The 19,623-nt window shown below is 63.7% G+C and carries 15 protein-coding genes and 2 riboswitches; of the genes, 8 read left to right on the plus strand and 7 right to left on the minus strand.

Features of this window, described 5'->3' with window-relative positions; genetic code table 11:
- Positions 1-2,268 (minus strand): cobaltochelatase subunit CobN (cobN, locus tag CF161_RS12255; protein ID WP_020296889.1); only part of this gene is annotated, 2,268 nt, incomplete at its 3' end.
- Positions 2,269-2,271: 3 nt separating this feature from the next.
- Positions 2,272-3,345: a cobalamin biosynthesis protein CobW gene (gene cobW, locus CF161_RS12260; RefSeq protein ID WP_020296890.1), complete on the minus strand. Its 1,074-nt coding sequence runs from the start codon at positions 3,343-3,345 to the stop codon at positions 2,272-2,274.
- Between the two features lie 95 nt (positions 3,346-3,440).
- Positions 3,441-3,653: riboswitch (cobalamin riboswitch) on the minus strand.
- Between the two features lie 130 nt (positions 3,654-3,783).
- A riboswitch (cobalamin riboswitch) is annotated at positions 3,784-4,011 on the plus strand.
- Positions 4,012-4,107: 96 nt separating this feature from the next.
- Here cobW and CF161_RS12265 point away from each other — a divergent pair.
- The 4 genes from CF161_RS12265 (at position 4,108) to cobM (ending at position 6,248) form a co-directional block, all read left to right on the plus strand.
- Entirely contained in the window at positions 4,108-4,296 is a 189-nt protein-coding gene (locus CF161_RS12265; protein ID WP_020296891.1) for a CbtB-domain containing protein, read from the plus strand.
- A gap of 11 nt (positions 4,297-4,307) precedes the next feature.
- Complete coding sequence (locus tag CF161_RS12270; RefSeq protein ID WP_020296892.1) at positions 4,308-5,009, plus strand: CbtA family protein; 702 nt, start codon at positions 4,308-4,310, stop codon at positions 5,007-5,009.
- Positions 5,006-5,419 carry a cobalamin biosynthesis protein gene (locus tag CF161_RS12275; protein WP_020296893.1) on the plus strand — a complete coding sequence of 138 codons (414 nt, stop codon included), beginning with the start codon at positions 5,006-5,008 and terminating at the stop codon, positions 5,417-5,419. Before CF161_RS12270 ends, CF161_RS12275 begins: the two co-directional genes overlap by 4 nt.
- Positions 5,420-5,501: 82 nt before the next feature.
- Positions 5,502-6,248, plus strand: coding sequence for a precorrin-4 C(11)-methyltransferase (gene cobM, locus CF161_RS12280; protein WP_020296894.1), 747 nt, complete (start codon positions 5,502-5,504; stop codon positions 6,246-6,248).
- Positions 6,249-6,442: 194 nt separating this feature from the next.
- Here the strand turns inward: cobM and nfuA are convergent, their stop codons facing one another.
- The 3 genes from nfuA to CF161_RS12295 form a co-directional block, all read right to left on the minus strand.
- Positions 6,443-7,027 (minus strand): Fe-S biogenesis protein NfuA, encoded by a 585-nt coding sequence (nfuA, locus tag CF161_RS12285; RefSeq protein ID WP_020296895.1) that lies wholly within the window; start codon positions 7,025-7,027, stop codon positions 6,443-6,445.
- A gap of 57 nt (positions 7,028-7,084) precedes the next feature.
- The gene (locus CF161_RS12290; RefSeq protein ID WP_020296896.1) at positions 7,085-8,119 is read right to left on the minus strand and encodes an acyltransferase; all 1,035 of its coding nucleotides are present in this window, start codon (positions 8,117-8,119) and stop codon (positions 7,085-7,087) included.
- Positions 8,120-8,206: 87 nt separating this feature from the next.
- Positions 8,207-10,501, minus strand: a complete 2,295-nt coding sequence (locus CF161_RS12295) for a fatty acid cis/trans isomerase (RefSeq protein ID WP_020296897.1) — start codon at positions 10,499-10,501, stop codon at positions 8,207-8,209.
- 154 nt (positions 10,502-10,655) lie between these two features.
- Between CF161_RS12295 and metH the strand changes: the two genes are divergently transcribed.
- Together metH and CF161_RS12305 are read left to right on the plus strand one after the other, a co-directional pair.
- Positions 10,656-14,366 carry a methionine synthase gene (gene metH / locus CF161_RS12300; protein WP_020296898.1) on the plus strand — a complete coding sequence of 1,237 codons (3,711 nt, stop codon included), beginning with the start codon at positions 10,656-10,658 and terminating at the stop codon, positions 14,364-14,366.
- A 128-nt stretch (positions 14,367-14,494) separates the two neighbouring features.
- Complete coding sequence (locus tag CF161_RS12305; RefSeq protein ID WP_020296899.1) at positions 14,495-14,713, plus strand: DUF2970 domain-containing protein; 219 nt, start codon at positions 14,495-14,497, stop codon at positions 14,711-14,713.
- Positions 14,714-14,720: 7 nt separating this feature from the next.
- Here the strand turns inward: CF161_RS12305 and CF161_RS12310 are convergent, their stop codons facing one another.
- A complete protein-coding gene (locus CF161_RS12310; protein ID WP_043229282.1) occupies positions 14,721-15,806 on the minus strand; it encodes an ABC transporter substrate-binding protein in 1,086 nt (361 codons plus the stop codon).
- 483 nt (positions 15,807-16,289) lie between these two features.
- On the opposite strand from CF161_RS12310, the gene CF161_RS12315 reads away from it, so the two are divergent.
- Entirely contained in the window at positions 16,290-17,948 is a 1,659-nt protein-coding gene (locus CF161_RS12315) for a nitrite/sulfite reductase (RefSeq protein WP_020296902.1), read from the plus strand.
- Positions 17,932-18,426 (plus strand): DUF934 domain-containing protein, encoded by a 495-nt coding sequence (locus tag CF161_RS12320; protein ID WP_020296903.1) that lies wholly within the window; start codon positions 17,932-17,934, stop codon positions 18,424-18,426. Before CF161_RS12315 ends, CF161_RS12320 begins: the two co-directional genes overlap by 17 nt.
- Positions 18,427-18,528: 102 nt before the next feature.
- On the opposite strand, the gene sohB is transcribed toward CF161_RS12320, so the two are convergent.
- Complete coding sequence (sohB, locus tag CF161_RS12325; RefSeq protein WP_020296904.1) at positions 18,529-19,560, minus strand: protease SohB; 1,032 nt, start codon at positions 19,558-19,560, stop codon at positions 18,529-18,531.
- Positions 19,561-19,623 lie beyond the last annotated feature (63 nt).

A 19,623-nucleotide genomic window follows, 5' to 3' on the forward strand; every position in this document is an offset into this window, starting at 1 on the left:
CCCGCTCCAGGGTTCGGCCAGGGCGCAATCCAGCGGATCGAAGCCCAGCCCGAACGCCTTGGCCAGGGCCCGCAGCAGGCTCGACTGCGCGCCCCGGCCATCGCCACGGGGGATGCGCAGCAGGGCCAGCAGGGTGTCGAGGCGCAGGCGCCCGGTGGGCGATTCGCCGAACACGTGCAGGCCGTCGCGGATCTGCGATTCCTTGAGGTCGCACAGGTAAGTGTCCAGGCGCGGCAGCCAGATCGCCGCATCGGCGTCGCTGTCGAGTTGCTCGTCGAGCTGCAATTCGCGGTCGATGCGGGTTTCCCGCACCAGCTTGAGAATGTCGCGCTGCAACTCGCGGGCACGCCGCGGGTCCAGCAGTTGGGCTTCGTAATATTCGTCGGCCAACAGCTCCAGGTCGCGTAGCGGACCATAGGTTTCGGCGCGGGTCAGGGGCGGCATCAGGTGGTCGATGATCACCGCCTGGGTCCGGCGCTTGGCCTGGGCGCCCTCCCCCGGGTCATTGACGATAAACGGGTAGATATTGGGCAGCGGCCCCAGCAGTGCATCCGGCCAGCAGCTCTCGGACAGCCCGACACCCTTGCCCGGCAGCCACTCCAGGTTGCCGTGCTTGCCGACGTGAATCAGCCCGTGGGCGCCATAGGCCTGGCGCAGCCAGAAATAGAACGCCAGGTAACCGTGGGGCGGCACCAGGTCCGGGTCGTGGTACACCGCGCTGGGGTCGACCTGATAGCCCCGGGCCGGCTGGATGCCGACAAAGGTCAGGCCAAAGCGCAGGCCGGCGACCATCATCCGGCCGCCGCGAAACATCGGGTCCTGTTCCGGGCTGCCCCAGCGCGCTTGCACCGCCTGGCGGTTGGCCTCGGGCAAGGCGTCGAACATCAGCCGGTAGTCGTCCAGCGCCAGGCTTTGCGCGCAGGGCCGCAGGTCGAGGCTGTCGAGGTCATTGCTGACGCCACCGAGCAATTGCTGGATCAACTCAGTGCCGCTGGCCGGCAGTTCGGAATTCACCGGGTAGCCCTCGGCCTGCAAGGCGCGCAGGATATTCAGCGCCGCCGCCGGGGTATCCAGGCCGACACCATTGCCGATGCGCCCGTCGCGGGTCGGGTAGTTGGCCAGGATCAGCGCGATGCGCTTTTGCCCGTTGGGCACCCGGGCCAATTCGATCCAGCGCCGCGCCAGTTCGGCGACAAAATCCATGCGCTCGGGCTGGGCCCGGTAGCAGACCACGTCCGACTGGCTGCGCTCGCTGCGCCAGGCCAGGTCCTTGAAGCTGATGGGCCGGCTGATGATGCGCCCATCCAGCTCGGGCAAGGCGATGTGCATCGCCAGGTCGCGCGGGCCCAGGCCTTGTTCGCTGGCGCGCCAGCCGGGTTCGTTGTCCTGGGCGCAGATGGCCTGGATCACCGGGATATTGCGCCGGAACGGCCGCAGATGCGGGGCCTCGGGGCTGGACTGGGCAAAACCGGTGGTGTTCAGAATCACCCCGGCCTCGACCTCGTCCAGCAGGTCTTCGACCACCGTCAGGCAGCCGGGCTCCTTGAGGCTGGCCACGGCAATCGGCAACGGGTTGAGCCCGGCCGCCTGCAAACGCTGGCAAAACACATCGATAAACCCGGTATTGGCCGCCTGCAGGTGGGAGCGGTAAAACAGCACCGCCGCCACCGGCTGTCCGGCGTGCCAGTCGGCCTGCCAATCGCCCAGGGTCGCGGCGCTTTTATGGGGGTGGTAGATGGCCGTGCGCGGCAGGGTCTGCGGCTCGGTCCAGGCATAGTCGCGGCCCAGCAGGCTGGCGGCCAGGCAGCGGTACAGATTCAGGGCGTTGTCGCGCCCGCCCTGGCGCAAGAAGTGCCACAGGCGATCGCGCGCGGCGGCCGGCACCGTGCTCAGATCGCTGAGCTCCGGGTCCGGGCGGTCATCCCCCGGCACCAGAATCAGCTGCACCCCGCGCTCGGCCAGTTGCACCAGGCGTTCGACGCCATAGCGCCAGTAGCCGATGCCGCCGTGCAGGGAAATCAGGATCACCTTGGCGTGACGCAGCACCTGGTCGACATACAGGTCGACCGAAGCGTGGTTCTGCACCTGCATCGGGTTGGCCAGGCGCAAGCTCGGGAAATCGTCCGGCAACTGCTGGGCCGCTTCCGCCAGCAGCGCCAGGCTGGAGTCGCCGCTGCACAGGATCACCAGCTCGGCGGGGGTTTGTCCAAGGTCGGCAATGTTGTCATCCGACACGAAACCGCCGGGCTGGGTCCTGAGCAGGTGCATGGGTTAAACGCTGAGGGCGGCGCGCAGTTGCGCTTCGAGTTGCTCGGCGTCCAGCTCCTGGCCGATCAGCACCAGGCGCGTGGTGCGGGCCTCGTCGGCGCCCCACTGGCGGTCGAAGTGCTTGTCGAAACGAGTGCCCACGCCCTGGATCAGCAAGCGCATCGGCTTGTTGGGGATGGCGGCAAAACCCTTGACCCGCAGGATCCCGTGCTTGACCACCAGTTGGGTCAGGGCATCGAGCAGCAGGCTTTCCTCGGCTTGCGGCAGTTCGATGGAGATCGAATCGAAGGCGTCGTGATCGTGGTCGTCATGATCGGCATCGTCGCCGTCATGGTGATGGTCGTGGTGGCTGTGACGGCTGTCGATGTGTTCTTCGGAGCCGGCACCCAGGCCCAGCAACACGTCCAGCGGCAGGCGACCGCTGCTGGCTTCGATGACCTTGACCGCTGGCGGCAGCTCTTCGGCCACTTCCAGGCGCACTTTTGCCAGGTCTTCGGCGCTGATCAGGTCGGCCTTGTTGAGAATCACCAGGTCGGCGCTGGCCAGTTGGTCGGCGAACAGCTCGTGCAGCGGCGATTCGTGGTCCAGGTTGGGGTCGAGCTTGCGCTGGGCATCGACCTGGTCCGGGAAGGCGGCGAAGGTGCCGGCGGCCACGGCCGGGCTGTCGACCACGGTGATCACCGCGTCGACGGTGCAGGCGCTGCGGATTTCCGGCCACTGGAAGGCCTGGACCAGGGGTTTTGGCAGGGCCAGGCCCGAGGTTTCGATCAGGATGTGGTCAAGGTCGCCGCGCCGGGCTACCAGTTCGCGCATCACCGGGAAGAATTCTTCCTGCACGGTGCAGCACAGGCAGCCGTTGGCCAGCTCGTAGACCCGGCCGCTGGCTTCTTCTTCAGTACAGCCGATGGAGCATTGCTTGAGGATTTCACCGTCGATGCCCAGCTCGCCAAATTCGTTGACGATCACCGCGATCCGGCGCCCCTGGGCGTTGTCGAGCATGTGCCGCAGCAAGGTGGTTTTGCCCGAGCCAAGGAAGCCGGTGACGATGGTGACGGGAAGTTTGGCCAGTGTTTTCATCGGATGCCCTTTGGCAAGGTGGCGGGCATACGGGACGAAAACCGCGGCAATGGCTGCGCGGAAGAGTTCGCCACCGGATCACCCCGCCCGGTTGTAGTGAGAATTCGTCACGAGGCAGGTCTCCTGGCTGAGGGTGTGCCGGTGGTAACCGACGATTGACGCGCCTTCCCGCCAACGCCTTGAGACGCGTGCAGTGGCTGTGCATCAACCATGACCCTTTACAGTTGCGGGGGCAGCCGCGGCTTGGACCGCGTTCCCTTCTTAGCTTCGGCCGACTGCGCCGAAGAACCTCGAGTGCGCAAGGCTACGCAGAGCGCGGGGGCCGGTCAATGCGCATTGTCGGCAAGCTCCGGCCGCCGGCGTGGGGAGAAACCAGCATCCGGTCCCGGCGCCATTGCGAAAGAGTGGCAATTGACGGCCCTCCCCCGCCCATGCTCTCCTACACACCTTGTTACGGGTGCCCTTCACAGGGTGAAACGGGAAACCGGTGCGTCACGTGCCTTACTCAAGGCCTTGACCAGTCCGGTGCTGCCCCCGCAACGGTAAGCGAGCGAAGAATCAGATCCACTGCGCCGGGCATCCGGCATGGGAAGGCGATTCTTGCAGGCCAGGCGCAAGCCCCGCCCCTCGCGAGCCCGGAGACCGGCCCGCAATAGACACATAACAAACCCGCGGTGGGCGGGCGCTGTTAATTCCCTGTGCGCCCGGCGCGCGGGGTTTTGCTGCGTTCGATCCACCCGCTGATAACCAGAGGGATGCGCCATGTCGATCATCAGCAGCACCAGTCAATCCGCCAGCAGCACCTCCACCCTGAGCCAACGCCTGGTCGCCGCCATCGGTGCCTCGATCCTCGGCGCGTGCCTGGTGTATTTCGCCGGGTTCTCCCATATCGAAGCGGTGCACAACGCCGCCCACGATACCCGTCACAGCTCCGCCTTCCCGTGCCATTGAGAGCTGCTGACATGATCAAGCGTATTGCGCAAACCGCAGGTTTTACCGGGCTGCTGGCCGCCCTGTTGCTGACCCTGCTGCAAAGCTTCTGGGTCGCCCCGCTGATTCTGCAGGCCGAAACCTACGAAAAGGCCCCGGCCACTGAAGTCCATGAACACGCCGAAGGCGCCATGGCCGGCCACACCCACGATGCCGAAGCCTGGGAGCCGGAAGATGGCTGGCAGCGCGTGCTGTCGACCACTGGCGGCAATCTGGTGGTGGCCGTCGGCTTCGCCCTGATGCTCGCCGGCCTGTACACCCTGCGCGCGCCGAATCGCACCTCCCAGGGGCTGCTGTGGGGGCTGGCCGGTTACGCCACCTTCTGCCTGGCGCCGACCCTGGGCCTGCCGCCCGAGCTGCCGGGCACCGCTGCCGCGGACCTGGCGCAACGGCAGATCTGGTGGGTCGGCACCGCGGCCTCGACCGCCGTCGGCATCGCGCTGATCGTGTTTGCCCAGCACTGGCTGCTGAAAGTGCTCGGTGTCGCCATCATTGCCGTGCCGCACATCATTGGCGCACCACAGCCGGAAGTGCACTCGATGCTGGCTCCGGAGGCTCTGGAAGCACAGTTCAAAATCGCCTCGCAACTGACCAATGCGGTGTTCTGGCTGGCCCTGGGCCTGATCAGCGCCTGGTTGTTCCGGCGTAAAAGCGCGGGTCACTACGCGGCATGAGTGAAGGGCACGCAGCGCCGGCCCTGGTGGTCGGCCTGGGTTGCCAGCGCGGCTGCCCGGTGGACACGCTGCGCGCCTTGCTCGACCAGGTCCTGGAAACCCATGGCTTCGGGCTGGATCAGGTCCGGGGCCTGGCCAGTATCGACCTGAAACGCGAAGAGCCCGGCCTGCTGCAACTGGCCGAGCAGTTGGCCCTGCCCCTGACCTGCTTCAGCAGCTCGCAGCTCACGCCCTACGCGCTGCAACTGAGCCACCGCTCGGAAATCGCCTACGAACGCACCGGCTGCTATGGCGTGGCCGAAAGCGCTGCCCTGGCCCTGGCCGAACGCCTGGCGCAGAGCCCGGCGAAACTGCTGATCCGCCGCCAAAAGTACGCCCAGGCGACCCTGGCCATGGCCTGCTGCGGCTAAAATCCCGATAATCCCCCGCGTTGATCATGAGCAATCTTCATCTGCAGGCTTGCCTTGACCCCTTTTTTCACAGGAAACAGCCATGACCGTCTTTTTTATCGGCGCCGGCCCCGGCGACCCGGAGCTGATCACCGTCAAGGGCCAGCGGCTGATCCATCGCTGCCCGGTGATTATCTACGCCGGCTCCCTGGTGCCCGAGGCGGTGCTGGCGGGGCATAGCGCCGAACTGCTGGTCAACAGCGCCGAGTTGCACCTGGAACAGATCATCGAACTGATCAAGGACGCCCATGCCAAGGGCCAGGACGTGGCCCGGGTGCATTCCGGCGACCCCAGCCTGTATGGCGCCATCGGCGAGCAGATCCGCCACCTGCGCCAATTGCAGATTCCCTTTGAAATCATCCCCGGGGTCACCGCCACCGCCGCCTGCGCCGCGTTGCTCGGGGCGGAACTGACCCTGCCGGACGTGTCGCAAAGCGTGATCCTGACCCGCTACGCCGACAAGACGGCGATGCCCCCTGGCGAGGAGTTCTCCAGCCTGGCCCAGCATGGCGCGACCATGGCGATTCACCTGGGGGTCAACCACCTGCAGAAAATCGTCGCCGAACTGCTGCCCCACTACGGCGCCGACTGCCCGATTGCCGTGGTCCATCGCGCCACCTGGCCGGATCAGGACTGGGTGCTGGGCACCCTGAACGACATCGAGCAGAAAGTGGCGGCCAAGGGCTTTCGCCGCACTGCCTTGATTCTGGTGGGCCGGGTGCTGGCGACGGATCATTTCAGCGAGTCGTCGCTGTATCGCGCGGGGCATGCGCATTTGTATCGCCCGTAGGGCGTGCGGGGAAATCGGGGCTGACGAGTTGCAGCGGCCGCTTTGCGGCCGAGCGGGAGCAAGCTCCCTCGCCACACGCATGCTCCCCGCCCGCACAGCGCACTCCGTTGCCCGGGGTTGAAGGCGCCTTTTCTGGCCCATAAAAAAACGGCGCTCACGGGGCGCCGTTTTTTTGGGTGCAGTGAACGCCTTACTTAGTAGTAGGCGTTTTCTTTCTGCGTGTGGTCGGTCACGTCGCGGACCCCCTTGAGCTCCGGGATACGCTCGAGCAAGGTGCGCTCGATGCCTTCCTTCAGGGTCACGTCGGCCTGGCCGCAGCCCTGGCAGCCGCCGCCGAATTGCAGCACGGCGATGCCGTCTTCAACCACGTCGATCAGGCTGACCTGGCCGCCGTGACTGGCCAGCCCCGGGTTGATCTCGGTTTGCAGGTAGTAGTTGATGCGCTCGTTGACCGGGCTATCGGCGTTGACCATGGGCACCTTGGCATTGGGCGCCTTGATGGTCAGTTGGCCGCCCATGCGGTCGGTGGCGTAGTCGACCACCGCATCATCGAGGAAGGCTTCGCTGAACGAATCGATATAAGCGGTGAAGCTCTTCAGGCCAATGGCCTTGTCTTCGGGTTTTTCTTCGCCCGGCTTGCAATAGGCGATGCAGGTCTCGGCGTACTGAGTTCCTGGCTGGGTGATAAAGACGCGGATCCCGATACCCGGGGTGTTCTGCTTGGAGAGCAGATCAGCCAGGTAATCGTGGGCGGCGTCGGTAATGGTAATAGCGGTCATGGAAATTCCTCGCAGGCGTGGGCGGAGTTTACGCCAATCGGCGCGCCGTACAAAGTCCTAGGGTTTTTGTCGGGTTAACGCCAGGGCCGGGCGGGCAGCGGCCGGTGCGTCGGCCCAGCGCTTGAGCCACTGATAGCTGCGTTTCTCCACCCATTCGTAACTGCCCCAGGCGGCCAGGCCGATGATCAGCACGCACCCGGCAAACACCCCATAGGGGTTGAGGCCATAGCGTTGTGCCACATAGCCCCCCAGGGACAGCACCAGCACATGCATCAGGTACACCGAGTACGAGCTGTCCCCCAGCACCTTGAGCAGGCGGTTGTGCTGGAAATAACGCTCCAGCGCCATGCTCGACGCGACGATCACGGCACTCGGCAGGCCCCAGGCCAGCACCCGCGGCTGTGGTGGCAGCTGGTAGATCGCCAGCAGCGCGCCGCCGATCAGCAGCAGCGGCAGCCACAGCCCGGGCTTGATCCAGCCCCGGCGATAGAGCATGCCCAGCCCGATACCCAGCAGAAACTCATAAACGATGTCCGAGCGATAAAAATCGCTGACCCAGCCAAACCCGGTCCAGGCCTGGCTCACGGCAAACAGCAGCGCCGCGACGATCAGCAACCGCAGGTTCAGGCGAAACAGCAAGGTCCAGGCGAACAGCAGGTAAAACAGCATTTCGTAGTTCAGGGTCCAGCCGACATTCAGGGTCGGGTAGAGGCCATACCCACCCGGGTTCTGGGTCGGGATAAACAGCAGCGACAGCAGCAAGTGCCGCCAATCGACGCTCTGATCGGCAAACGCCGGCCGCGCCACCACCACCAGCAACCCCATCAGCAGCGTGTACAGCCAATAGGCCGGGACAATCCGAAACAGCCGGTACATCAGGAAACGCCCGGGGGGCAGGTCTTTGTTTTCAGTCGAGAGGAAGATCACCAGCCCGCTGATGACAAAGAAGATATCGACCCCCACCGCGCCCTTGTCGATAAACAATTGCCCCAGGGCGCTGCTGGCGTGGAAGTCGAAAAAGATCTGCATAAAGTGGTGGCAGACCACCGTCCAGGCGGCCAGCGCCCGCAGCGCCTGTACCGAAATCAACATCCTCGTGCCCTCCGCAGCCAGCCCCGACGGCGCCTGAACCACTCAGGCGCCTAAAACGTGGGACCGCAGGCAGCGGGCAAAGGTCGATCAAAGATTCTCGTAGCGATTCATGTCCAGCACACCCGCTTCCACCGGGTCGGTTTCTTCGAGAAAGCGGGTCTGGTCATGGAAGTACTGCCAGAACTGCGGATGACTGCGGCGGATCCCCCAGCGCTCGACAATCTTCTCGAAGCGATGGGCGTCCTTGGCGTTCTCCATCGCGGCGACGAACTCCGGCACCTGATCGGCGGGAATATTGAAGATGAAGTTCGGGTAGCTGCTGAGCACGCCCGGATAAATGGTCAAGGTGTCCAGCCCCGGCTGATAGCGCAGCGCCTCGCCCAGCATGAACGCCACATTACTGTGGGCCCGGTTGCGCAACAGGCTGTAGAACACCCGCTGCCCACTCTGGGTCTGAATGCGCAGCATGCTGGCCTCGGGCAACTGATCGATGACCTTGAGCCCGGCGGCCGGGCGTGAAGTCAGGCGGCTCAGGGCCTGCTCGGCATCCTGCAACTGCGGGTCGATGCCAGGCCGGGAACAATAGGCGCTGTCGCAGCGGTTGATCGGGTCCGGGCGAGCATTGAGGTCGCCATAACGCGCCAGCAATTGCTTGGCAAAATCGCGTTTCGGGTCTTTTTCGTCGAGCTTCAAGGCGCTGCGCTTGTCGTCGTCGATGGACTCGTAATCCAGCCACATCTTGAATTTGCCGCTGCTCTGGTACCAGTCGTCGAGGAAGTCCTCACGGGTGCCGGCGGGCATCAGGCGCAGGAAGTTCTGCTCCGCGCCGTTGCGGATCAAATCGAAGTACAGCCGGGTCTGGGCCTGGTGCGAGACGTTGCCAAACACGTCGAAATTCACCGCCAACTGGTAATAGGTGCGCTCCAGCAACGGGTAGTCGAACAGCCACAGGGTCTGCGGCACCTCGCCGATCAGGCCCTTGGTCACCGAGGCGCTGTCGAAGTGACGGAAGATACTCAGCAAGGCGTTGTCATTGCCGGCCCACAGGCTCGACCAGCTCGGCGCTGGCGAATCGGCATAGGAGTCCCGGCGCAGGGCCTCGTAGTCATTGCGCTTGTCGCGGTAAGCCAGCCACAGGCTCAGCACACTGCCGACATCGTCGTTCTGCCCGGGCATCGCCAGCAGCGGCGTGGCCTGGCCCCGGTATACCGGGTCGGTGATGTACAGGTCATGCTCCGGCGCCTGGAACAGCGCCCAGAAGTTGTCGCGGATCACGTCGGTGGCGATCTGCCCCCGGCACACCGGGCCGCGGATAAAGGTGCGCACGAAGTACTCGGCGTTATCCAGCATGAACTGGTAACGGGCCTTGGCCGGGATCGCCTCGAAGGTCTCGAACGGGTTGGCCCGGCGCGCCGGTCCATAACCGGGCAAGGCCGTGACCTGCCAATCCCCGCTGTAGAACAGGCTCTTGACCCGGGCCATCTTCGCCGCGCTCAGCGGGTAGGTGATGTGGGTCTTGTGCACGATCACCCCCTGCACCGGCCACAGGCGGTAATAGACCTGGGTCCCGGGGTCATCGTTGGGGCGGCGGGTGTTGATCAGGTCGATGGGCTGGCCGCTGGGCGTGCGCGAACGCACCCACTGGAAAAAATGCCCCGGCTCGCCGCCTTCGAAGTAGAGATGGGCCAGGAACAAATGCTCGAACAACCAGCGTGCCACCAGGCTTTCCCGGGCGCCGGGGGCGTTGAACAGGCCTTCCCATTGCAGCACCTGCATCGCTTCGCGGGCGCTGGGGGCCAGGCCCTGCTGGTCGATCGGCGCGCCAGACGCCAGCCAGCGCTGCAGGGTCTGGTACTGCTGATCGGTAAGGCCGGTGACCGCCAGCGGCATGCCTTCTTTGGGATGGGCGCCGGCATAGGCGTCGAATTCGCCCGGCTGCGGGCACATGTTTTCCCGGTTCAGGCCCAGGACGATGTCCTCTGGCAGTTTGGCATTGGGTTGCAACGGGGTGTTGTGCCCCAGTTCCAGCATGCGCGCCATCAGCGCTGCCTGGCTGCCCTGGGCGTCGAGCACCGAGTAGAAGTCCTTGCGCTGCCAGGCGGCCTTGCCGAACGCGTCGTAGAACAACCGGGTCGGCGCCTGGGCCTGGCGCCGCTCACCGTCGTAGACCGGGATTTTCGACGCGCCCCGGGCCGCGCCCTCGGCACTGCCCAGGTTGAGCTGACAGGCGGAGTCATAGCAGGCATGGCAGGCCACGCACTTCTCGGTGAAAATCGGCTGGATGTCGCGGGTGTAAGAGAGCGCCGGAACCGGAGTCTCTGCCTGCGTGGTGCTGCTTATCAGCAGTAATAAAAGCGCGCTGATACTGACGCGATACGGCATGTCTCTGGTCCTGGGCGTAGAAAACCGCACGATTCTACCGAGGTCAGGCTGATATCAACATGAGCGATATTCATGCAAAAGCAGCACATGCTCCAATAGCGCACAGGTTTGCTATGATCGCCGCCCTTCGCAATCGCCTTACCAGGTAGTCCCCATGTCCGATCGCAGTGCTCGCCTTCAAGCCCTCCAGCAAGCTCTCAAAGAGCGCATCCTGATTCTCGATGGCGGCATGGGCACCATGATCCAGAGCTACAAGCTCGAGGAGCAGGACTACCGTGGCAAGCGCTTCGCCGACTGGCCAAGCGACGTCAAGGGCAACAACGACCTGCTGGTGCTGACGCGCCCGGACGTGATCGGCTCCATCGAGAAGGCCTACCTCGACGCCGGCGCCGACATCCTGGAAACCAACACCTTCAACGCCACCCAGGTGTCCCTGGCCGATTACGGCATGCAGGGCCTGGCCTACGAGCTGAACGTCGAAGGCGCGCGCCTGGCACGCAAGGTGGCCGACGCCAAGACCCTGGAAACCCCCGACAAGCCGCGTTTCGTCGCCGGCGTGATCGGGCCGACCAGCCGCACCTGCTCGCTGTCGCCGGACGTGAACAACCCCGGCTACCGCAACGTGACCTTCGATGAACTGGTGGAAAACTACACCGAAGCCACCCGGGGCCTGATCGAAGGCGGCGCCGACCTGATCCTGATCGAAACCATCTTCGACACCCTCAACGCCAAGGCGGCGATCTTCGCCGTGCAAGGGGTGTTCGACGAGTTGGGCTTCAAATTGCCGATCATGATCTCCGGCACCATCACCGACGCCTCCGGCCGCACGCTGTCGGGCCAGACCACCGAAGCCTTCTGGAACTCCGTGGCCCACGCCAAGCCGATCTCGGTCGGCCTCAACTGCGCCCTGGGCGCCAGCGAACTGCGCCCGTACCTGGAAGAGTTGTCGAACAAGGCCAACACCCATGTTTCGGCGCACCCCAACGCCGGCCTGCCCAACGAATTCGGCGAATACGACGAACTGCCAGAACAAACCGCCAAGGTCATCGAGGAATTTGCCCAAAGCGGCTTCCTCAACATCGTCGGCGGCTGCTGCGGCACCACCCCGGGGCACATCGAAGCCATCGCCAAGGCCGTGGCCGGTTACGCGCCACGGGCGATCCCGGACATTCCCAAGGCTTGCCGCCTGTCGGGCCTGGAGCCGTTCACCATCGATCGCAGCTCGTTGTTCGTCAACGTCGGCGAGCGCACCAACATCACCGGCTCCGCCAAATTCGCCCGCCTGATCCGTGAAGACAACTACACCGAAGCCCTGGAAGTCGCCCTGCAACAGGTCGAAGCCGGCGCCCAGGTGATCGATATCAACATGGACGAAGGGATGCTGGACTCGAAGAAGGCCATGGTCACCTTCCTCAACCTGATTGCCGGCGAACCGGACATCTCGCGGGTGCCGATCATGATCGACTCCTCGAAGTGGGAAGTGATCGAGGCCGGCCTGAAGTGCATCCAGGGCAAGGGCATCGTCAACTCCATCAGCATGAAAGAAGGCGTCGAGCAGTTCATTCACCACGCCAAGCTGTGCAAACGCTATGGCGCCGCGGTGGTGGTGATGGCCTTCGACGAAGCCGGCCAGGCCGACACCGAGGCGCGCAAGAAGGAAATCTGCAAGCGCTCCTACGACATCCTGGTCAATGACGTGGGCTTCCCGCCGGAAGACATCATCTTCGACCCGAACATCTTCGCCGTGGCCACCGGCATCGAAGAACACAACAACTACGCCGTGGACTTCATCAACGCCTGCGCCTATATCCGCGACGAGCTGCCGTATGCCCTGACCTCGGGTGGCGTGTCCAACGTGTCGTTCTCGTTCCGCGGCAACAACCCGGTGCGCGAGGCGATTCACTCGGTGTTCCTGCTGTATGCGATCCGCAACGGCCTGACCATGGGCATCGTCAACGCCGGCCAGCTGGAGATCTACGACCAGATCCCGGCCGAGCTGCGCGACGCCGTGGAAGACGTGGTGCTCAACCGCACGCCAAACGGCACCGACGCCCTGCTGGCAATCGCCGACAAGTACAAGGGCGACGGCAGCGTCAAGGAAGCCGAGACCGAGGAATGGCGCGGCTGGGAGGTCAACAAGCGCCTCGAGCACGCCCTGGTCAAGGGCATCACCACCCACATCGTTGAAGACACCGAAGAGTCGCGCCTGACCTTCAGCCGCCCGATCGAAGTGATCGAAGGCCCGCTGATGTCCGGGATGAACATCGTCGGCGACCTGTTCGGCGCCGGCAAAATGTTCCTGCCCCAGGTGGTGAAATCGGCGCGGGTGATGAAACAGGCGGTGGCCCACCTGATCCCCTTCATCGAGCTGGAAAAAGGCGACAAGCCGGAAGCCAAGGGCAAGATCCTCATGGCCACGGTCAAGGGCGACGTGCACGACATCGGCAAGAACATCGTCGGCGTGGTCCTGGGTTGCAACGGCTATGACATCGTCGACCTGGGGGTGATGGTGCCGGCGGAGAAGATCCTGCAGGTGGCCAAGGAGCAGAAGTGCGACATCATCGGCCTCTCCGGCCTGATCACCCCGTCCCTGGACGAGATGGTGCACGTCGCCCGTGAAATGCAGCGCCAGGACTTCCACCTGCCGCTGATGATCGGTGGCGCCACCACCTCCAAGGCCCACACCGCGGTGAAAATCGAACCCAAGTACAGCAACGACGCGGTGGTCTACGTCACCGACGCCTCGCGCGCGGTGGGCGTGGCCACGCAGTTGCTGTCCAAGGAGCTCAAGGCCGGCTTTGTAGAGAAGACCCGGGAAGAATACGTGGAAGTGCGCGAGCGCACCGCCAACCGCAGCGCCCGCACCGAACGCCTGAGCTACCCGGCGGCCATCGCCAAGAAACCGCAGTTCGACTGGAGCAGCTACCAGCCGGTCAAACCGACGTTCACCGGCGCCAAGGTGCTGGACAACATCGACCTCAAGGTACTGGCCGAGTACATCGACTGGACCCCGTTCTTTATCTCCTGGGACCTGGCCGGCAAGTTCCCGCGCATCCTGACCGATGAAGTGGTCGGTGAAGCAGCCACCGCGCTGTACGCCGACGCCCAGGAAATGCTCAAGAAGCTGATCGACGAAAAACTCATCAGCGCCCGTGCGGTGTTCGGCTTCTGGCCGGCCAACCAGGTGCAGGACGATGACCTGGAAGTCTACGGCGCTGACGGCCAGCCCCTGGCGCGTCTGCATCACCTGCGCCAGCAGATCATCAAGACCGACGGCAAGCCGAACTTCTCCCTGGCCGACTTCGTGGCCCCCAAGGACAGCGGCGTGACCGACTACATCGGGGGCTTCATCACCACCGCCGGTATCGGCGCCGAAGAAGTGGCCAAGGCGTACCAGGATGCCGGCGACGACTACAACTCGATCATGGTCAAGGCCCTGGCCGACCGCCTGGCCGAAGCCTGCGCCGAATGGCTGCACCAACAGGTGCGTAAAGAACACTGGGGCTACGCCCAGGACGAACAACTGGATAACGAAGCGCTGATCAAGGAGCAGTACAGCGGCATCCGCCCTGCCCCGGGCTATCCGGCGTGCCCGGATCACACCGAAAAAGCCCAGTTGTTCCAGCTGCTCGACCCAGAGGCCCACGAAATGCATGCCGGGCGCAGCGGCGTGTTCCTCACCGAGCACTACGCCATGTTCCCGGCCGCGGCGGTCAGCGGCTGGTACTTCGCCCACCCGCAGGCGCAGTACTTCGCCGTGGGCAAGGTCGACAAGGACCAGGTGCAGAGCTACACCGCGCGCAAAGGCCAGGACCTGGCCGTGACCGAGCGCTGGCTGGCACCGAACCTGGGTTACGACAACTGAGACCCGCCCTCCGGCCGCTCATGGGGTGAGCGCCGGCTATCACCGGGCGGGATTGGCCCGGGGATAGCCGGCTCGCCCTCGGCCAGATTGTCTATGCTCTTTGCACACACACCTGTGTCGAGGGATTTATGGACGACCCAATCAATGGCAAGCCGCCAACCTTCTGGCAGATGCTGCACAGCGTGGTAGCGGCGGCGTTCGGCGTGCAGAGCGGCAAGAACCGCGCCCGGGATTTCACCCACGGCAAGCCCAGCCACTTCGTGGCGATGGGCATCCTGTTCACGGCGGTATTTGCCTTGACCCTGTTCGGCATCGTCAAGCTGGTGCTGCACCTGGCGGGGCTCTGACGGCGCTTCAGCGCATCAGCATTTGCAGGTCGAACGGGTAGCGATAGCTGTCCGGCTTGCCTTTGGCCGAGAGCGCGCGGAAGTTGATGCCGTAGTCCTGGGTCGCCTGCACGGCCAGCAGGCGCCGGGCCAGGGGCTTGTCGATCAGCTGAAACAACCCCACCTCCCAGAACGGGCCACCGTGGCGGGTCATGTCCACCCCCTGCTCATAATCATGCAGCAACACCAGGGCCCAGCCGCCCAGGGTGAAATGCCCGGCACTCAGGGCGCTCAGGCGTCCGTCCAGCAGCGCCTGCAAGGCCTGGGGCGAACTGTTGACCGCACTGAACAACACATCCTTGCCCGGCTGGTGCTTGAGCTCTTGCGCGGCGGCCATGGCACCCAGCGCCATCTCATCGTTGGCCGACCAGATCAATGCCGTGTGCGGATAGCGCTTGAGCAACTGCTGGGCCTGCTCATAGGCCCGCTGCCGGGTCCATTCGCCGTACACCAGTTGGCGCAGGCGCACCTCGGGGTGTTCGGCCAGCGCCCGATGCAGGCCCTGCTCGCGCAATTGCGAGGCCGGGGTGATTTTCATCCCGGAGAACGCCAGCAGATCAACGGTTTGCCCCGGCGCAACCGGGCCATGCTGGCGGATCAGTTCCTTGAGGGTCTGATAGCCGGCCTTTTCATCGTCGGCCACCAGGCTGCCGATCCACTCCGAGCGCTGGTCATTGCGCTCGTTGAGCAAACGCAACTGGTCGGGGGTGAGCACGCTGTTGACGATAAACAGCTTGACCCCACTGCCCTGGGACAGGCGCAGGATCTCCGGCGCGACATATTGCTCGTTGACCAGGATCAGGTAGTCCGGCCGTTGGTCGCCCTGCAAGGCCTCGCGGGCCTGGCTGAGGGTGTTGCCGGGGTTGCGCTCGGAATAGCGCACACGCAAATCCAGGCCGAGGTCCTTGGCCGCGGCCTGCATGAATTGCGAATAATTGACCCAGAACGTTTCCGTGGAAGTGCCCGGATTGAGAAAAAGCACTGAAGTGGCGTGGGCCGCGGCCCAGAACGGCAGGCTCAGCAGCAGCAAGCCCTTGCACAAAACCTTCAACATCGTCACGCGAACCCCAAGATAATGCCGCGCATTATAGCGGGCAAAATACTCGCAACTGTCAGTGACATCGTCGATTTTGTCGGACAATCCGGGTTATTTCTACCCGTTACCTATTGATGACTGACCCAGAACACCGCCGTTCCCACCACCAGAATGATCAGGAACAGAATGGCCCAAGCATCGACACTGCTGTCGGTTTTCCTTGCCTTGGTCGGATTGCTCATCGCATCGCCTCTTGTCGGTTTTATCGGTGACTGCTCGAAGACTCCCGCAGAGTTAAGACCAGCTTTGCCCTTACCACAAATGTGGACTTGTACCGTTAGTCGTTTTAGTTCTTTGCATATACTCAAACATCACTTTTGCGCATAACTGCAAACTGGTATCGTGCGCCGGCTCCGTTGGGAGTGCGCGGCCGTGCGCGCAGAATTGCTGAGGTGACCGCAGCCTCTCCGGTTACCTGATAAGCCTGAGAACAGGACCTATATGTACGTATACGACGAGTACGATCAGCGAATCATCGAGGACCGCGTCAAGCAGTTCCGTGATCAGACCCGACGCTATCTGGCAGGCGAGCTGAGCGAAGAAGAATTCCGCCCTCTGCGCTTGCAGAATGGCCTCTATATCCAACGTTTTGCCCCGATGCTGCGGGTCGCCGTGCCTTATGGCCAGCTGACTTCGCGCCAGACGCGAATGATGGCCAAGATCGCTCGCGACTACGACAAGGGCTATGCCCACATCAGTACCCGGCAGAACGTGCAGTTCAACTGGCCGGCCCTGGAAGACATCCCGGACATCCTGGCTGAGCTGGCCACCGTGCAGATGCACGCGATCCAGACCAGCGGCAACTGCCTGCGCAACGTCACCACCGACCAGTTCGCCGGCGTCGCTGCCGACGAAGTGATCGACCCGCGCCCCTGGTGCGAAATCGTCCGCCAGTGGACCACTTTCCACCCGGAATTCGCCTACCTGCCGCGCAAGTTCAAGATCGCCATCAACGGCTCGACCTCGGACCGCGCGGCCATCGAAGTCCACGACATCGGCCTGGAGCCGGTGTACAACGCCGCTGGCGAGCTGGGCTTTCGCGTATTGGTGGGTGGCGGCCTGGGCCGTACCCCGGTGGTCGGCGCCTTTATCAACGAGTTCCTGCCGTGGCAGGACCTGTTGAGCTACCTCGACGCCATCCTGCGGGTCTACAACCGCTATGGCCGTCGTGACAACAAGTACAAGGCGCGGATCAAGATTCTGGTCAAGGCCCTGACCCCTGAAGTCTTCGCGCAAAAAGTCGACGCGGAGATGGAACACCTGCGCGGTGGCCAGACCACCCTGACCGATGCCGAAGTGCATCGCGTGGCCAAGCACTTCGTCGACCCGGACTACAAGGCCCTGGACGACCAGGCCGCCGAACTGGCCGCACTCGACCAGCAGCACCCAGGCTTCGCCCGCTGGCGCACGCGCAACACCCTGGCCCACAAGAAGCCGGGCTATGTGGCCGTGACCCTGTCGCTGAAACCGACCGGCGTGGCCCCGGGCGACATCACCGACAAACAGCTGGACGCCGTGGCCGACCTGGCCGACCGCTACAGCTTCGGTCAACTGCGCACCTCCCACGAGCAGAACATCATCCTGGCCGACGTTGAACAGAGCCAGTTGTTCGCCATGTGGGGCGAATTGCGTGAACGCGGTTTCGCTACGCCGAACATCGGCCTGCTGACCGACATCATCTGCTGCCCGGGCGGCGACTTCTGCTCCCTGGCCAACGCCAAGTCGATCCCGATCGCCGAATCCATCCAGCGTCGCTTCGACGACCTGGACTACCTGTTCGACATCGGCGAACTGGACCTGAACATCTCCGGGTGCATGAACGCCTGCGGTCACCACCACGTGGGCCACATCGGCATCCTCGGTGTCGACAAGAAAGGCGAAGAGTTCTACCAGGTGTCCCTGGGTGGCAGCGCCAGCCGCGATGCCAGCCTGGGCAAGATCCTCGGCCCGTCCTTCGCCCAGGACGCCATGCCGGATGTGATCTCCAAGCTGATCGACGTCTACGTGGAACAACGTAACGAAGACGAGCGCTTTATCGACACCTACCAACGTATCGGTATCGACCTCTTCAAGGAGCGTGTCTATGCAGCGAATCATTAAGAACAACGAGGTCGTCGACGAAACCTGGCACTTGCTGCCCAAGGACGCGACCCTCGATGGCATCTCCAACTGCGACGACCTGATCGTGCCGCTGGCCCTGTGGCGCGAGCACGCTCACGCCCTCAAGGCCCGCGATGGCGGTCTGGGCGTGTGGCTGGACGCTGAAGAAGAAGCCGAGGAAATCGGTGACGACGTCGACCAGTTCCAGGTCATTGCCCTGAACTTCCCGGCCTTTACCGACGGACGTAACTACTCCAACGCCCGCCTGTTGCGTGACCGCTACGGTTACAAGGGCGAGCTGCGGGCCATCGGCGATGTGCTGCGCGATCAGCTGTTCTACCTGCACCGTTGCGGTTTCGATGCCTACGCCCTGCGCGCCGACAAAGACCCGTACGAAGCCCTGGAAAGCCTCAAGGACTTCTCGGTGACCTACCAGGCCGCCACCGACGAACCGCTGCCGCTGTTCCGTCGCCGCTAAACCTGGCGCATAAAAAAGCCCTGGACCGGGAAACCGGTTCAGGGCTTTTTTGTATCCGGCGCTGCAGCAAATGGCGGTGACTGCTGCACCGCCCTTCGCGATTTACCAGAAGCGTTGCTGGGTCAGGCGGCTCCACCAGGTCAGCAGCACGCGGTCGATGGAACCGCTGGCCGCCAGCCCCACACGCTCCTGCAGGCTTTTGCGCTCGGCATAGTGCAGGTGGAACACCTCGGCGCTCTTGGCCTTGTCGGCCAGGTATTCGTCGCTGGTCTGCAACTCGTCCACCAGCAACTTCTCTTGCGCCGCCACGCCCAGCCAGACTTCGCCGGTGGCCACTTCATCGATGGCCAATTGCGGGCGGTAGCGGGACACGAAGTTTTTGAACAACTGATGGGTGATGTCCAGGTCTTCCTGGAACTTCTCCCGGCCCTTCTCGGTGTTTTCGCCAAACACGGTCAGGGTGCGCTTGTATTCGCCGGCGGTCAGCACTTCAAAGTCGATGTCGTGCTTTTTCAGCAGGCGGTTGACGTTGGGCAACTGCGCCACCACGCCAATCGAGCCGAGGATGGCGAACGGCGCGCTGATAATCTTCTCGCCGATGCACGCCATCATGTAGCCGCCGCTGGCCGCGACCTTGTCGATGCACACGGTCAAAGGCACGCCCGCCTGGCGGATACGCGCCAGTTGCGAGGACGCCAAGCCGTAGCTGTGAACCATGCCGCCGCCGCTTTCCAGGCGCAGCACCACTTCATCCTTGGGCGTGGCCAGGCTGAGCAAGGCGGTGATTTCGTGGCGCAGGCTTTCAGTGGCCGAGGCCTTGATGTCGCCATTGAAGTCCAGCACGAATACCCGGGACTTGGCCTCGGGCTGCTTCTTCAGTTTTTTCTGGTTTTTTTCGATCTTGCCCTGGGATTTGCGCAAGGCCTTGAGTTGGTCCTTGTCGAGCAGGCTCTGTTCCAGGCGCTCGCGCAGGCCCTTGTAAAAGTCATTGAGCTTGCTGACCTGCAACTGGCCGGCCGACTTGCGCCGCCCTTTGCTGCGCAGGGCCGCCGCAGTGATCAGCACCACCAGGATAGCCACCACCAGGGTGACGGTTTTAGCCAGAAAACTTGCGTACTCCGCAATAAAATCCACAGCGACTCCTTAAACACCTGTGCCGCTGCCAACGAGCGGCGTAATGGACGCCAGCATACCGGC

This window comes from Pseudomonas sp. CF161 (assembly GCF_000416215.1).
Lineage (GTDB): Bacteria > Pseudomonadota > Gammaproteobacteria > Pseudomonadales > Pseudomonadaceae > Aquipseudomonas.